Source organism: Streptomyces deccanensis, from assembly GCF_022385335.1.
In the GTDB taxonomy this organism is placed as follows: domain Bacteria; phylum Actinomycetota; class Actinomycetes; order Streptomycetales; family Streptomycetaceae; genus Streptomyces; species Streptomyces deccanensis.
The window spans coordinates 4568020-4582385 of sequence record NZ_CP092431.1 but is presented as its reverse complement, the minus strand read 5'-3'; the positions used below and the strand labels follow the sequence as shown (position 1 = coordinate 4582385).

11 protein-coding genes are annotated in these 14366 nt (G+C 71.1%); 7 read left to right on the top strand and 4 right to left on the bottom strand.

Annotated features, from left to right (window positions below; all coding sequences use genetic code 11):
* Nucleotides 1–258 precede the first annotated feature (258 nt).
* The 4 genes from L3078_RS20325 (at nucleotide 259) to L3078_RS20310 (ending at nucleotide 6393) form a co-directional block, all read left to right on the top strand.
* Nucleotides 259–3408, top strand: coding sequence for a sacsin N-terminal ATP-binding-like domain-containing protein (locus tag L3078_RS20325; protein ID WP_239755340.1), 3150 nt, complete (start codon nucleotides 259–261; stop codon nucleotides 3406–3408).
* A gap of 183 nt (nucleotides 3409–3591) precedes the next feature.
* Nucleotides 3592–4371, top strand: a complete 780-nt coding sequence (locus L3078_RS20320) for a calcium-binding protein (RefSeq protein ID WP_239755339.1) — start codon at nucleotides 3592–3594, stop codon at nucleotides 4369–4371.
* Nucleotides 4372–4506: 135 nt separating this feature from the next.
* The gene (locus L3078_RS20315; protein ID WP_239755338.1) at nucleotides 4507–5343 is read left to right on the top strand and encodes a DUF5707 domain-containing protein; all 837 of its coding nucleotides are present in this window, start codon (nucleotides 4507–4509) and stop codon (nucleotides 5341–5343) included.
* 201 nt (nucleotides 5344–5544) lie between these two features.
* Nucleotides 5545–6393, top strand: coding sequence for a hypothetical protein (locus L3078_RS20310; protein WP_239755337.1), 849 nt, complete (start codon nucleotides 5545–5547; stop codon nucleotides 6391–6393).
* Between the two features lie 69 nt (nucleotides 6394–6462).
* Here the strand turns inward: L3078_RS20310 and L3078_RS20305 are convergent, their stop codons facing one another.
* The 3 genes from L3078_RS20305 to L3078_RS20295 all read right to left on the bottom strand — a co-directional run bounded on the left by L3078_RS20305 (nucleotide 6463) and on the right by L3078_RS20295 (nucleotide 10208).
* Nucleotides 6463–7017: a hypothetical protein gene (locus tag L3078_RS20305; RefSeq protein WP_239755336.1), complete on the bottom strand. Its 555-nt coding sequence runs from the start codon at nucleotides 7015–7017 to the stop codon at nucleotides 6463–6465.
* Nucleotides 7018–7095: 78 nt separating this feature from the next.
* The gene (locus L3078_RS20300; RefSeq protein WP_239755335.1) at nucleotides 7096–9504 is read right to left on the bottom strand and encodes an HAD-IC family P-type ATPase; all 2409 of its coding nucleotides are present in this window, start codon (nucleotides 9502–9504) and stop codon (nucleotides 7096–7098) included.
* A 323-nt stretch (nucleotides 9505–9827) separates the two neighbouring features.
* Entirely contained in the window at nucleotides 9828–10208 is a 381-nt protein-coding gene (locus L3078_RS20295; RefSeq protein WP_239755334.1) for a DUF2530 domain-containing protein, read from the bottom strand.
* A 157-nt stretch (nucleotides 10209–10365) separates the two neighbouring features.
* On the opposite strand from L3078_RS20295, the gene L3078_RS20290 reads away from it, so the two are divergent.
* Nucleotides 10366–11781: an NCS2 family permease gene (locus tag L3078_RS20290; protein WP_239755333.1), complete on the top strand. Its 1416-nt coding sequence runs from the start codon at nucleotides 10366–10368 to the stop codon at nucleotides 11779–11781.
* On the opposite strand, the gene L3078_RS20285 is transcribed toward L3078_RS20290, so the two are convergent.
* Nucleotides 11774–11956 carry a hypothetical protein gene (locus L3078_RS20285; protein WP_045556385.1) on the bottom strand — a complete coding sequence of 61 codons (183 nt, stop codon included), beginning with the start codon at nucleotides 11954–11956 and terminating at the stop codon, nucleotides 11774–11776. The genes L3078_RS20290 and L3078_RS20285 overlap by 8 nt on opposite strands.
* A gap of 165 nt (nucleotides 11957–12121) precedes the next feature.
* On the opposite strand from L3078_RS20285, the gene L3078_RS20280 reads away from it, so the two are divergent.
* Nucleotides 12122–12559, top strand: coding sequence for a MarR family winged helix-turn-helix transcriptional regulator (locus L3078_RS20280; RefSeq protein ID WP_239755331.1), 438 nt, complete (start codon nucleotides 12122–12124; stop codon nucleotides 12557–12559).
* Nucleotides 12560–12994: 435 nt separating this feature from the next.
* Nucleotides 12995–14275 (top strand): MFS transporter, encoded by a 1281-nt coding sequence (locus L3078_RS20275; protein ID WP_420864176.1) that lies wholly within the window; start codon nucleotides 12995–12997, stop codon nucleotides 14273–14275.
* Nucleotides 14276–14366 lie beyond the last annotated feature (91 nt).

Below are 14366 nucleotides of genomic sequence, written 5' to 3'. Positions count from 1 at the left end.
CCCCCGCAGGCCTTGAAAGCGCGGGCCCGGCGGGCCTGAAAGCGCGGGCCTGCGGGGCTGGAAACTCACGGTTCTGCGGGCGTGAAAAGCATGGGGCGCAGCCCCTGGTTTTCAGGGGCGCGGGGAACTGCGCGAGCAACCCCCACCCACCCGCACCTCCGGACATACCAGCTACCCCCCACCCCCCTGGACACACGGCCAAGCCAGCGCAGCGACCCGGTACCTTCGTGGTCACCAGGCGACAGGGAGAAGTGAACCGTGAGCAAGTTCGTGCGGCCGGCAGCCGAGGGTGCGGACCCGTTCGGGACGGCGCGACTGCGGCGGGGCGTGCTGGACGCCTGGGCGACCAGTCCCGCCCGGTTCCGCGAGGACGCCAACGCCGAGGAGGACCTCGTCCTCGGCGGCTACCGCGACCGCCTCGTCGTGGAGCTGGCGCAGAACGCCGCCGACGCGGCCGCCAGGGCGAAGGTCCCCGGGCGGCTGCGGCTGACCCTCCGGGACGGGGTCCTCGTCGCCGCCAACACCGGAGCCCCGCTGGACGCGGGCGGCGTGGAGTCGCTGTCCACGCTCCGCGCGTCCGCGAAGCGCGACAGCCAGAGCGGCGGCCACGAGGGCGCCGTGGGCCGGTTCGGCGTCGGCTTCGCCGCCGTCCTCGCCGTCACCGACGAGCCCGCCGTCGTCGGGCGCCACGGCGGTATCCGCTGGTCGCTCGCCGAGGCCCGGCTGCTCGCCGCCGACACCGCCCGGCACAGCCCGGGACTGGGCGACGAGATCCGCCGCCGGGACGGCCATGTGCCGCTGCTGCGGCTGCCGTTCGCCGCCGAGGGGTCCGCTCCGGAGTCGTACGACACCGTCGTGATCCTGCCGCTGCGCGACGCCGCCGCCGCCGATCTCGCCGAGCGGCTGCTGCACGCCGTCGACGACGCGCTGCTGCTGGCCCTGCCCGGCCTCGACGAGGTCGTCATCGAGGTCGGCGCCGACGAGGCGCGGACGCTGCGACGGCGCGTGGAGGGGGCGTACGTCGTCGTGGAGGACTCGCGGGACGGGGTCACGCGCTGGCGCACCGTCGCCGAGCACGGGGCGATCGAGGCCGCGCTGCTCGCCGACCGGCCCGTCGAGGAGCGGCTGCGGCCGCACTGGTCCGTCACCTGGGCGGTGCCGACCGGGCCCGACGGCGCGCCGGTCCGGCCGCGCACCAGCGCCGTCGTGCACGCGCCGACGCCGAGCGACGAGGCCCTCGGGGTGCCCGCGCTGCTCATCGCCTCCTTCCCGCTGGACACGACCCGGCGGCACGCCGCGCCCGGGCCGCTCACCGACTTCCTCGTGCAGCGCGCGGCGGACGCGTACGCCGCGCTCCTCGCCGCCTGGGAGCCGGTCGGCGAGGGCGTCATCGACCTCGTGCCCGGCCCGCTGGGCAAGGGGGAGCTGGACGGCGCCTTGCGGCAGGCGATCCTGGAGCGGCTGCCGCGCACCGCGTTCCTGCCGCGTGCCGTGATGCCCGAACCCGACGACGAGCTGGACGAGTTGTCCGCCGCGCTGCGTCCGCGTGACGCCGAGGTCGTGGAGGGCGCCGGCGCCGAGACGGTCCAGGTGCTCGCGGACGTCCTGCCCTGTCTGCTGCCCGCCGGGCTCGAACGGCGCGCGGAGTTGCGGACGCTGGGCGTCGCGCGCCTGCCGCTGGGGGACGCGATCGACCGGCTCGCGGGGCTGGAGAAGGCGCCCGACTGGTGGCGGCGGCTGTACGACAGCCTCGCCGGGGTCGATCCGGACCGGCTGTCCGGTCTGCCCGTGCCGCTCGCGGACGGGCGGACCACCATCGGCCCCCGGCAGGTCCTGCTTCCGGCCCCCGACGGCCCGCAGACGGCGCGTCCCGACACGCTCGCCCGCCTCGGGCTGAAGGTCGCCCACCCGGACGCCGCGCACCCCCTCCTGGAGAAGCTGGGCGCGCTGCCCGCGACCCCGCGTGCCGTGCTCACCACCCCGCAGGTACGGGCCGCCGTGGCCGCCTCCCTGGACGACGACGGCGGTGTCTGGGACGAGGAGGACGGCCGGCCGGACGCGGAGGAGCTGGCCGACCTGGTCCTCGCCCTGGTCCGTGACGCGGGCCTCGAACCCGGCGACGAGCCCTGGCTCGGCGCCCTCGCCCTGGCCGACGAGGACGGCGAGCCGGCCCCGGCCGGTGAGCTGGTCCTGCCCGGCAGCCCGTTCGCCCGGGTCATGCGCGAGGACGAACTCGCCTTCGTCGACGCCGAACTGGCCGAGCGCTGGGGCGAACAGCCCCTGGCCGCCTGTGGCGTGCTCGCCAACTTCGCCCTCGTACGCGCCACCGACGTCGTCCTCGACCCCGACGAACTGGAGCCGCGCGACGGGGACTTCGCCGAGCCCGACGACGCCGGGTTGCTGGACGCGGTGGACGTGTGGGCCGAGGACATCCTCGACCGGTTCCCGGACAGCCCGGTGCCGCCGGTCGCGACGGAGCTCGTGGCCGTGCGCGACCTGGACCTCGTCGACGAGGACCGCTGGCCGGAGGCGCTCGCGCTGCTCGCCCGCCCGCCGCTGCGCGACGCGCTGGTCCAGCCGGTGCGCATCCTGCTTCCGGACGGTACGCACGAGGTCGTCCGCCCCTACACCGCCTGGTGGCTGCGCGGTAACCCCGTCCTCGACGGCCGCCGCCCGGCGGGCCTGCTCGCGGCCGGCGGCGACCCGCTGCTGCGCGGTCTGTACGACGAGGCCGACGCCACCGGCTTCGACGACGAGCAGGTCCTGCGGGCGCTGGGGGTGCGCACCTCGGTGGCCGCGCTGCTGGACGAGCCGGGCGGCGCCGCCGAACTGCTGGACCGCCTGGCCGACCCCGACCTGCCGGTGAGCGCCGCGCAACTGCACGGCCTGTACGGCGCGTTGGCCGACCTGGACCCCGAACAGGTGACTCTCCCCGACGAGTTGCGGGCGGTGGTGGACGGTGAGGTGACCGTCGTGGACGCGGCCGACGCCGTGGTCGTCGACTCGCCCGACCTGCTGCCCTTCACCTCCGGTGTGCCGCTGCTTCCCGTACGGCCGTCGCGGGCCGCCGAGTTGGCCGAGCTGTTCCAGGTGCGGCGGCTGAGTGAGTCGGTGACCGGGCAGGTCGACTCGGAGGGCACGGAGCACGAGGTGCCGGAGTCGGTTCGGGTCCTGCTCGGCCCGGCCACGCCCTCGTCGTACGTCGAGCACGAGGAACTGGTCGTCGACGGCGTGGAGTTGGACTGGCGCCGCACCCGGGACGGCGTGCTGCACGCCGCCACGCTGGAGGGGGTCGCGGCCGGGCTGGCCTGGGCGGCGGGTCAATGGCCCCGCCGCTTCGAGGTGGCGGCCCTGCTCGAAGACCCGTCGAGGACGGCGGAGTTGGCGCGGGACCGCTGGTTCGACTGATCAAACCTCCGCGATGTGATCTGCGCAACATTCGCAAAGGTTGTTCACAACTCATACAACCATTCCCAGGGGCCCCGAGTCTGGTCTGGTGAGCCACCCGGCTCTCCAGACACTCGGGCCCCGCGTGCCGGCACTGTCGTGCCTCGTCTTCGCCCGCGGGTCCCCTCTTACGTGGGGAATACATTGCACAAGCGTGCGACCTTGGGCCTCGTCATCACCGGCGCCCTGGCTCTGACCGCCCTCGCCGCTCCGGCCGCGCAGGCCGACGACAAGTACGGCAACATCAAGATCACCAGCGTCTCCGTCAACGGCGGCAAGGCCGTGGTCGTCGGCGCGAAGGCCAAGAAGACCATCACGCTCAAGTTCACGGTGACGGACAACTCCGGCCACCGGATGGCCACGGCCTACCTGTACCGCGGCGCGAACATCGACACCGCCGACAGCGCGGCCTCGCCGAGCAAGGACCCGATCACCTGCAAGAAGGTGACGTCGACCAAGTCCAACTGCACGGCGAGCTTCACCTTCACGCCGAACGGCAACACCATCAACTCCGTCGCGGGTACGTGGAAGACCTGGGCGATCGCCCAGGCCAAGGACTACGACTACGTCCAGAAGGACAACCTCAAGTCGTTCAAGGTCCTGCGCGCCGCCCAGCTCGCGGGTGCGAACGCCTCCCCGGAGCCGGTCGCGAAGGGTGCGACGATCACCGTCACCAGCAAGCTGACCCGCGCCAACTGGAACACCGGGGTGAACGGCGCGCTCGGCGGCCAGCCGGTGCAGCTGCAGTTCAAGAAGGCCGGCACGACCGCCTACAAGACGGTCAAGACCGTCAACTCCGCTTCCACGGGCGCCGTGTCCACCACCGTCAAGGCGAGCGTCGACGGCACGTACCGCTACGTCTTCGCGGGCACCTCGACCACGGCGGGCGCGACCGCCACGGGCGACACCATCGACGTGAAGTAAGCAGGCGGACCCAGGGGGACTGCCGGGCGACCGGCCCGTCCCCCACTCGCAGAGCCAGCGGGTCGACCGACTCGCGACCACCCGGCCGACGTGATGACGACCGTCGGCCCCACCTCAGCACCGGGGGAAAAAAACATGCGTATGCGTGCCACTGTCATCGCCGTCTCGGGCGCCGTCGCCCTGTCCGTCTTCGCCGTTCCGGCCGCGCAGGCCGATGACGCGCCCGGCGCCCTCGGGGCGTCGATCACGCCGTTCGGGGCCCTGGCGGACGAGATCGTCGGCGACACCGTCATCAAGAAGGTCACCGTCAACGGTGGCAAGGACATCGTGGTCGGCACCTCCAAGAAGAAGAGCGTCACCATCTCCGTCACCGCGACCGACCCGTCGGGCATCGAGGACGGCTACGCCTTCCTGTGGAAGGGGAACGACATCGACTCCGGCGATGTCGTGGGCGCGATGGTCCCGGACGCGGAGAACGGCACCTGCACCGCCGTCGACGCGACCACGTCCACCTGCAAGGTGACCGTCGTCGCCGACCCGAACGACAACATCTACAGCAATGTCCTGGCCGGCAAGTGGCACGTCTACGCCGGTGCCCTGGGCAAGGACGGCGACTACAACATCCAGGAGAAGCACTCCACGGCCAGCGTCAAGCGCGCGTCCGCGCTGACCACCAACGCCTCTCCCGAGCCGGTCAAGAAGGGCAAGACCATCACGGTCTCCGGCAAGCTGACCCGCGCCAACTGGGACACCCTCAAGTACGCGGGCTACACCAGCCAGTCCGTGAAGCTGCAGTTCAAGAAGAAGGGCACGTCCACCTTCAAGGACGTCAAGACGGTCAAGTCGGGCTCCGGCGGTGCGCTGAAGACCACCGTCAAGGCGAGCGCCGACGGTTCGTTCCGCTACGTGTTCGCGGGCACCTCGACCACGCCGGCCGTGACGTCCGCGGCCGACGCCGTCGACGTGAAGTGAGCCGCGGCCAGCGGTGAGACACAGGGGCGTCGGTCCGGGTTCTCCCGGGTCGGCGCCCTTTCCGTGCCCTTTTCGTTTCGTAAGGTGGGAGTCGGACTTTCGTAAGAAGTGGACGAAGAGTCCCGTATGTGGTGGGAACGCGTGTTCAGATACGGCGGGCCGACTGGCCCCTCGATCAACTCTTCTCCACTTGGGGAACACATGCGCACAAGAGCCACCGCGGCCGCCGTCCTCGGCGCCCTGGCCTTCTCCGCCCTGGCCGTGCCGTCCGCACAGGCGGCCGGCTCGGTCGCGACCAGCGGTAGTCCGTACACGCTGGACGTCACCTTCTCGAACTTCAAGGTCGCCAAGTCCGTCAAGGTCGGGATCGGCGGCACGGTCAGCACCCCCGTGTCGTTCACGCTGACGCACGGGTCGGGCGTCAACGTCACCGCCGGAGACTTCTTCGTCGAGCCCTTCCTCTATCGAGGCACCTTCGGCGACGACAGCACCCCGCAGCTCTTCGGCGACGACTTCGCCACCTGCAAGGTCACCACCACGACCACCGAGAGCTGCACGGGCACCATCGACATCCGGCCGGGCGAGGGCGATCTGCTCAACTCCCAGGCCGGAACCTGGAAGACGGGCGCCGACGCCATCGCCTTCAACGGCCAGGACCCCACGAGCGGCCAGATCGACTACAGCAAGGTCGGCTACAAGGAGCAGAGCGGGTCGGCCTCCACCCTCGTCCAGCGTCTCGCGAAGCTGACCGTCAACGCCGGTCCGGAGCCCGTCACCAAGGGCAGGACCGTCACCGCGACCGGCAAGCTCACCCGCGCCGACTGGCAGAGCCACACCTACAAGGCTTTCGCCAAGCAGCCGGTGAAGCTCCAGTTCCGCAAGGCCGGCACCAGCACGTACACCACGGTCAAGACGGTCTACTCGGACACCTACGGCAATGTGAAGGCCACCGGCACCGCCACGTACGACGGCTACTGGCGCTTCAGCTACGCCGGTGTCACCACGACGGCGCCGGTCAACGCCACGGGCGACTACGTCGACGTGAAGTAGCGCGCGGGGCGCGGACCCGGTGAGGGGGGTCGTGGTCGGTCGTCGGCCGCGGCACCCCTCGTCGCGTGGTCAGAGCGCCGGGAAGAGCAGGGCGAAGAACAGCCACAGCAGGACGGCCCAGAAGAGCGCGGCCGCCAGCGACACGAGCAGGGAGCTGCGCCACTTCAGCACCAGGAACGGGAAGAGCACCAGGGCCGCCCAGTACCCGGCCACGTCGATGGAGACACGGGCCGCCTCGCCGAGGGTTCCCGCGCGGCCGGTGGCGATGTGGCGCAGCAGCCGCTGGGAGGCGAAGCCGTACAGGCCGAAGACGACGGGGAAGAACCACAGCGGGGTGATCGAGACCAGCTCGGACTCGGAGAACTCGTCGAACATGAGCAGGTAGATCAGGCCGGCGGCGAGGAGACCCCCGATCAGCGTGGTCACGTAGAGGGCGGTCAGCGCGGCCGGCTCGATGGCGCCGGCCGGGACCGGCACCGGCGAGGCGTACGGGATGTCGGGCGCGGGGACCCGGGCCACCCGGTGACAGTGGGGGCAGCGGACCTCCTGCCCGACGCGATCGGCCGGTGCCGCGATCAGATGCCCGCACGGGGCGTGGAACTCCACCGGCTGATCCGGGTTCATGTCGTGCGTCTCCCCTTCGCGACGAGTCGGTCAGAGGCGAGGACGCAGGCCGCGCGGGTCCGGTTTCCCCTGCGGGCCCTAGGCGGGGAAGCGGCGGTCCACCCACCTCCACAGGAACTCCAGGACCGCCGAGGCCCCGGCCGCGATGGCGACCGCCGTCCACGGCATCGTCGTACCGACCAGGCGCAGGGCGAAGAAGTCCTGGAGCCAGGGGACGACGAGGACCAGCAGGAAGCCGGCCGCCATCGCGGCGACCAGACCGAGGCGCCACCAGGTGTAGGGGCGGGCGATGATGGCCAGCACCCACATGGAGATCAGGAAGAGCGTGAGGGTGGCGGCACTGGTCTCCGCCCCCAACGCGCCCTCCCCCGTGTAGTGGTGACGGGCGATCAGATACGTGGCGAAGGTCGCCAGGGCCGCCAGTACGCCGCCCGGGATCGCGTAGCGCATGACCCGGCGGACGAAGTGGGGTCTGGCCCGTTCCTTGTTGGGGGCGAGGGCGAGGAAGAAGGCCGGGACGCCGATCGTCAGGGTGGAGAGCAGGGTCAGATGGCGGGGGAGGAAGGGGTACTCCACCTGCCAGCAGACGACCAGGATGGCGAGGAGCACCGAGTAGACCGTCTTGACCAGGAAGAGCGTCGCGACGCGGGTGATGTTGCCGATCACCCGGCGGCCCTCTGCGACCACCGACGGCAGCGTGGCGAAGCTGTTGTTGAGCAGGACGATCTGGGCCACCGCCCGCGTCGCCTCCGACCCGGAGCCCATGGCCACCCCGATGTCGGCGTCCTTGAGGGCCAGGACGTCGTTCACCCCGTCGCCGGTCATCGCGACCGTGTGGCCGTGGGACTGGAGCGCGCCGACCATGTCCCGCTTCTGCTGGGGGGTCACACGGCCGAAGACGGTGCCCGAGTCGAGGGCCGTCGCCATCTCCGCGCGCTCGGCGGGCAGCCGGCGGGCGTCGACGACCTCGCCGGCCAGGCCGAGCTTGCCGGCGACCGCGCCGACCGAGACCGCGTTGTCGCCGGAGATGACCTTCGCCCGGACGTTCTGCTCCTCGAAATAGCGCAGGGTGTCGGCGGCGTCCGGGCGCAGCCGCTGTTCGAGGACGACGAGGGCGGTCGGATGCGCGCCGGTCGCGACCTCGGGGTCGTCCAGCGCCCGGGTCGCCCGGGCCAGCAGCAGCACCCGTAGCCCGTCCTCGTTCAGCCGTTCGGTCTCGGTGAGGGCCGGGTCGTCGTCGGGGAGGAGGACGTCGGGGGCGCCCAGCAGCCAGGTGCTGGACGCGCCGTCGCTCTCGCCGAAGGCCGCGCCGCTGTACTTGCGGGCCGAGGAGAAGGGCAGCGACTGGGTGCAGCGCCACTCCTCGCCGTCCGGACAGGCGTCGATGATCGCCTGGAGGGAGGCGTTCGGCCGGGGGTCCGACGCGCCGAGGGCGCCCAGTACCCGGCGTACGTACGACTCGTCCGCGCCGTTCAGGGGGCGCAGCTCGGTGACGTCCATGCCGCCCTCGGTGAGCGTGCCCGTCTTGTCCAGGCAGACGGTGTCGACGCGGGCGAGGCCCTCGATGGCCGGCAGCTCCTGCACCAGGCACTGCTTGCGGCCGAGACGGATCACGCCGATGGCGAAGGCGACGGAGGTGAGCAGGACGAGGCCCTCGGGGACCATCGGGACGATGCCGCCGACCGTGCGGGCGACGGAGTCCTTGAAGTCGTTCTCCTTCACGATCAGCTGGCTGATGATCAGACCGATCGCGGTCGGGACCATCATCCAGGTGACGTACTTGAGGATGGTGGAGATGCCGGAGCGCAGCTCGGAGTGGACGAGGGTGAAGCGGCTCGCCTCCTCGGCCAGCTGGGCGGCGTAGGCCTCCCGGCCGACCTTGGTCGCGGTGAACGCGCCGCCGCCCGCGACGACGAAGCTGCCTGACATCACCTGGTCGCCGGGTTGTTTGACGACCGGGTCGGCCTCGCCGGTGAGCAGCGACTCGTCGATCTCCAGGCCGTCGGTCTCGACGCACTCCCCGTCGACGACGATCTTGTCGCCGGGGCCGATCTCGATCAGGTCCCCGAGGACGATCTCGGAGGTGCCGACGGTCGCGGCGACCCCGTCGCGGCGGACCGTGGGTTTCGCCTCGCCGATCACGGCGAGGGAGTCGAGGGTCTTCTTCGCCCGCCACTCCTGGACGATGCCGATGCCGGTGTTGGCCAGGATGACGAAGCCGAAAAGGCTGTCCTGGATGGGCGCGACGAAGAGCATGATCACCCAGAGGACGCCGATGATCGCGTTGAACCGGGTGAAGACGTTCGCCCGGACGATGTCCACCGTGGAGCGGCTGCTCCGTACGGGTACGTCGTTCACCTCGCCGCGGGCCACCCGCTCGGCCACCTCGGCGGCCGTCAGACCGCGCGCCCGTCTCGTGTCCGGAGGGGCCGGGGCGGGGGTGGGGTGCACAGGATCGAGGTCGGTACCCGCGTCGATGTGCGTCATGCATTCGACGGTACGTGCGGATTTGGGGGTTCACCCACCGAGTGCGCGAAAGATCCGACCTGGGGAGGAGAGGGCTCCGCCGTGATACCGGGTCGTGTGTGCCCGGGGTTCGGTGGGTCCCGTCGGTCGATGCCGGCCCCTGGGGGCTGCGCCCCCGGCCCCCCGCTGTCGCCCTTCGGGCTCGTCCTCCATCGCCGGACGGGCTCGAGGGGGTCGCCGGCGAGTGCCGCTTCGTCGTGGTTGCTCGCGCAGTTCCCCGCGCCCCTTCCGGGGCGCAGTCCCGCGCCCCTTCCGGGGCTCAAGCCCCGCGCCCCTTCCGGGGCTCAGTTGGTCGTGGGGCCGGTCGACACGTCGTCGGACTCGGACTCGGCCTCCGCTGCGATCCGGTCGGCTTTGGTGGCCTTGGCCCTTGCCTCCGCCTCCGCGGCCTTCGCGGCCTCCGCCTCCGCCGGGGCCCTGCGGGCCGCGTCGCGTTTGATCGCCGCGTCGCGTCTGCGGACGTAGTAGATGCCGATGAAGCCCAGGCCGCCGCCCGCCAGGCAGGTCCAGATCCACCAGGTGTGCCCGTGGTCCTCGTACCAGCCGTAGAAGGGCAGCTGGACGACGAAGAGGACGAGCCACAGGATCGTGCCGCCGATGATGGTCGGCACGATGGGCCCTTCCAGGGGCTCCGGTGCCTCGTGCTTGGGGGTCCACTTCGCCATGGGGCACAGCTTACGAGGCGCGCGGGTCTACGCGCGGAGATGGCGTTCGCCGAAATGTATGTTCATACTGAAACGGTTTCTCGCTGGCCACTTCTGTTCGTAGAAAACTCCAACAACGCCCCGAGCTCCGGGTGGTCTGTTGGGGATGAGGTCTCGTATGTCCCCGCAGGGCACCCTTGCCACCCTCGACCGCCACTTCCGGATCACGGAACGCGGCAGCACGCTGTCGCGTGAGATCCGGGGCGGGTTCGCCACCTTCTTCGCGATGGCCTACATCATCGTGCTCAACCCGATCATCCTGAGCAGCGCGAAGGACATGTACGGGCACCAGCTGGACTACGGCCAGCTCGTCACCGCCACCGCCGTCACCGCAGCCTTCACCACCCTCCTCATGGGCGTCATCGGCAATGTGCCGATCGCGCTGGCGGCGGGGCTCGGCGTGAACACGGTCGTCGCCCTCCAGCTCGCGCCGCGCATGTCGTGGCCGGACGCGATGGGCATGGTCGTGCTGGCCGGTTTCGTCGTGATGCTGCTGGTCGCGACGGGCCTGCGGGAGCGCGTCATGAACGCGGTGCCGCTGGGTCTGCGCAAGGGCATCTCCATCGGCATCGGTCTGTTCATCATGCTGATCGGGCTGGTCGACGCCGGCTTCGTCACCCGTATCCCGGACGCCGCGCACACGACCGTGCCGCTCCAACTGGGCGCGGACGGGCACCTGAACGGCTGGCCGGTGCTCGTCTTCGTCCTCGGCGCGCTGCTGACGCTCGCGCTGATCGTGCGCAAGGTGCCGGGCGCGATCCTCATCTCGATCGTCGCGATGACGCTGCTCGCGGTGGTCGTGGAGGCCGTCGCCAAGCTGCCGGCCGGCTCCTGGGGGCTGACCACCCCGAAGTGGCCCGGCACCCCGGTCGCCACCCCCGACTTCGGGCTGCTCGGCGAGGTCAGTCTCTTCGGCGGCTTCGGCAAGGTGGGCCTGCTGACGGGCGTCCTCTTCGTCTTCACGGTGCTGCTGTCGTGCTTCTTCGACGCGATGGGCACGATCATGGGCGTCGGCGACGAGGCCAAGCTGACAGACGCGGACGGTCAGCTGCCGGGCATCAACAAGGTGCTGTTCGTCGACGGCATCGCCGTCGCGGCCGGTGGTGCCAGCTCCTCGTCCGCCACGACCTGCTTCGTGGAGTCGACGGCGGGTGTGGGCGAGGGGGCGCGCACCGGGTTCGCGAACGTGGTGACCGGCGCGCTGTTCGCGGTCGCGCTGTTCCTCACCCCGGTCGCCACGATGGTGCCCTCCCAGGCGGCGACTCCGGCGCTGCTGGCGGTCGGGTTCCTGATCCTCGCGAACTCCGTCCGCGAGATCGACTGGGCCGACTACACGATCGCGGTCCCGGCCTTCGTGACGATGGTGATGATGCCGTTCACCTACTCGATCACCAACGGCATCGGGATGGGCTTCATCACCTTCGTCGTGCTGCGCCTGGCCGCGGGGCGCGGGCGCGGGGTTCCGGTCGCGATGTACGTGGTCTCGGCGGTCTTCCTCTTCTACTACCTGATGCCGGCGCTGGGGCTCACGTGACCCCGTAGAACTTCTCGGTCTCGTCGACGGCGGTCTGGAACCGCTCGTCGAAGTCGTCCCGGATGAGCGTCCCGATCACGTAGTCCTGGACGCTCATTCCCCTTTTCGCCGCGTGGGTCCGGAGCCGGTCGAGCAGCTCCCCGTCTATCCGCAGGCTGAGCACAGTGGTCCCCATGTGTACGAGGGTCAGGTGTGCTCCGGTCCGTCGTGTCATGTTCTGCGTACTAGTCACTCATATGAGTGATGAGGGGGTGTGGATCGGCATGAGTGGCGGGGCTCACGGGCACGGCTGTGGAGTTTCAGTGGTCTTTAGGCAGAGTAATGAGTTAGGCTAAAGAACATGCCTGACCTGAACCATGGCGACGACGAGGCCGCTGTGAACGCCCTCCGTTCCGCCGTGATGCGCCTGTCCCGTCGACTCAAGCACCAGCGGGTCGACGAGTCGCTGAGCCCGACCGAGATGTCGGTGCTCGGCACGCTCGCCCGCTGCGGCACGGCCACCCCCGGTGAGCTGGCCCGCAAGGAGCATGTGCAGCCGCCGTCGATGACCCGGATCGTCGCCCTGCTGGAGAGCAAGGGCCTGGTGAAGCTGGAGCCGCATCCGGAGGACCGGCGGCAGAAGGTGGTCACCCAGACCGAGCGGGCCGAGGCGATGTTGGAGGAGAGCCGGCGCAAGCGCAACGCGTTCCTCGCGTCGCTGGTCGAGGGCCTCGACGAGGAGGAGTGGGCCGCGCTGCGGGCCGCCGCGCCGGTGCTGGAGAAGCTCGCGCACCTCTGATCCCGGACCCGGCCGCCGGGTGGTGCCGCCGTCGGATGGCACGCCGGGTCGGCCGCCGGTGCGCCCCGGCGTACAGCCTGTGCGCCGTCAGGGGGCGGGCATGGGTCGCCACGAAAACCAGCAGACAGAACAGGAGCGGTGAGGCTCACGCAACCCCACGACGTACACGCGTTTCGCGCAAGGAGGCGAACCCCTTTGAGTACGGGCCCCGGAACACCTTCCGTCCCCGCACCCCCGCCCACCCACGAGCCCCCGACCGTCCCCGCCGCCCGGGAAGCCCCGCCGGATACCACCGGCCGCGCGAACGAGGGGAAGACCGCCCCGCCGGATGCCGCCGGCTGCCTGGACCAGGGCGCGGCCGTGCCGAAGAAGGTCGACACCGACCCCCGGCCCGGTGGTTCCCCGGCGGTCGCGTCCGAGGCCTCGCGGGTCTCGATGTTCCGGTCGTTGCGGGTCCGGAACTACCGGCTGTTCTTCGTCGGGCAGGTCGTGTCGAACATCGGCACATGGATGCAGCGGATCGCCCAGGACTGGCTGGTGCTGAGCCTGACCGGGTCGTCGACGGCCGTCGGTGTGACGATGGCGCTCCAGTTCCTGCCGATGCTGCTGTTCGGCTTGTACGGCGGTGTGCTGGTCGACCGTTTCCCCAAGCGGCGGCTGCTGTTCGTGACGCAGACCTCGATGGCCGTGACGGGGCTGGCCCTCGCCGCGCTCACCCTCTCCGGCCAGGTCCAGGTGTGGCACGTGTACGTGGCCGCCTTCGCCGTGGGGATGGCCACGGTCGTCGACAACCCGGCCCGGCAGTCGTTCGTGTCCGAGATGGTCGGGCCGGACCAGCTGCAGAACGCGGTCAGCCTCAACTCGGCGAACTTCCAGTCGGCCCGTCTCGTCGGCCCCGCCGTCGCCGGTGTGCTGATCACCACCGTCGGCACGGGCTGGGCCTTCCTCTACAACGGCCTCTCCTTCGTCGCCCCCATCACCGGCCTGCTGCTGATGCGGACCCGCGAGCTGCACCCCGTCCGCCGCGCCCCCCGCGCCAAGGGCCAGCTCCGGGAGGGCCTGCGCTACGTGGCCGGGCGCCCCGAGCTGCTGTGGCCCATCGTCCTCGTCGGCTTCATCGGCACCTTCGGCTTCAACTTCCCCGTCTGGCTCTCGGCCTACGCGGACGACGTGTTCCACGCGGACGCCGGCTCGTACAGCCTCTTCAACACCCTCATGGCCGTCGGCTCGGTCGCCGGCGCCCTGCTCGCGGCGCGCCGGGGCACCGCCCGGCTGCACGTCCTGATCGGCGGCGCGCTCGCCTTCGGCCTGCTGGAGATCGTGGCGGCGCTGGCCCCCGCGTACTGGCTCTTCGCCCTGCTGATGGTGCCGATAGGGATGTTCGGCCTGACGGTGAACGTCACCGCCAACACGGCCATCCAGATGAACACCGACCCCGCGATGCGCGGCCGGGTCATGGCCCTCTACATGATGGTCTTCCTGGGCGGTACGCCGCTGGGCGCGCCGATCGCCGGCTGGGTCACCGACGCGTACGGCGCGCGGCTGGGCTTCGTCGCCGGCGGCGTCGTCGCCACGGTCGCCGCAGTCGTCGTGGGCCTGGTCCTCGTCAGGGCCGGCGGGCTCCGCCTGTCGGTGGGGTGGAACCACGGGTACCCACGGGTGCGGGTCCTGTCCCGGGAGCGGGCGGACGAACCGACGTCGGTACCGACGGCCTGAGCGGTTGCGCTCCGCTCGGGGCCGACGTGGCGGACGTGACGCCGACGGGGGTGCCACGCGGTGCCGTCGGGCGGCCGCGGCGGCGTCGTGG

Bases quoted from the DNA above. Each gene is read 5' to 3' on its own strand.
- L3078_RS20315 (WP_239755338.1), top strand. From the start codon at position 4,507: ATGCGTATGCGTGCCACTGTCATCGCCGTCTCGGGCGCCGTCGCCCTG.
- L3078_RS20310 (WP_239755337.1), top strand. From the start codon at position 5,545: ATGCGCACAAGAGCCACCGCGGCCGCCGTCCTCGGCGCCCTGGCCTTC.
- L3078_RS20305 (WP_239755336.1), bottom strand. From the start codon at position 7,017: ATGAACCCGGATCAGCCGGTGGAGTTCCACGCCCCGTGCGGGCATCTG.
- L3078_RS20300 (WP_239755335.1), bottom strand. From the start codon at position 9,504: ATGACGCACATCGACGCGGGTACCGACCTCGATCCTGTGCACCCCACC.
- L3078_RS20295 (WP_239755334.1), bottom strand. From the start codon at position 10,208: ATGGCGAAGTGGACCCCCAAGCACGAGGCACCGGAGCCCCTGGAAGGG.
- L3078_RS20290 (WP_239755333.1), top strand. From the start codon at position 10,366: ATGTCCCCGCAGGGCACCCTTGCCACCCTCGACCGCCACTTCCGGATC.
- L3078_RS20285 (WP_045556385.1), bottom strand. From the start codon at position 11,956: ATGGGGACCACTGTGCTCAGCCTGCGGATAGACGGGGAGCTGCTCGAC.
- L3078_RS20280 (WP_239755331.1), top strand. From the start codon at position 12,122: ATGCCTGACCTGAACCATGGCGACGACGAGGCCGCTGTGAACGCCCTC.
- L3078_RS20275 (WP_420864176.1), top strand. From the start codon at position 12,995: ATGTTCCGGTCGTTGCGGGTCCGGAACTACCGGCTGTTCTTCGTCGGG.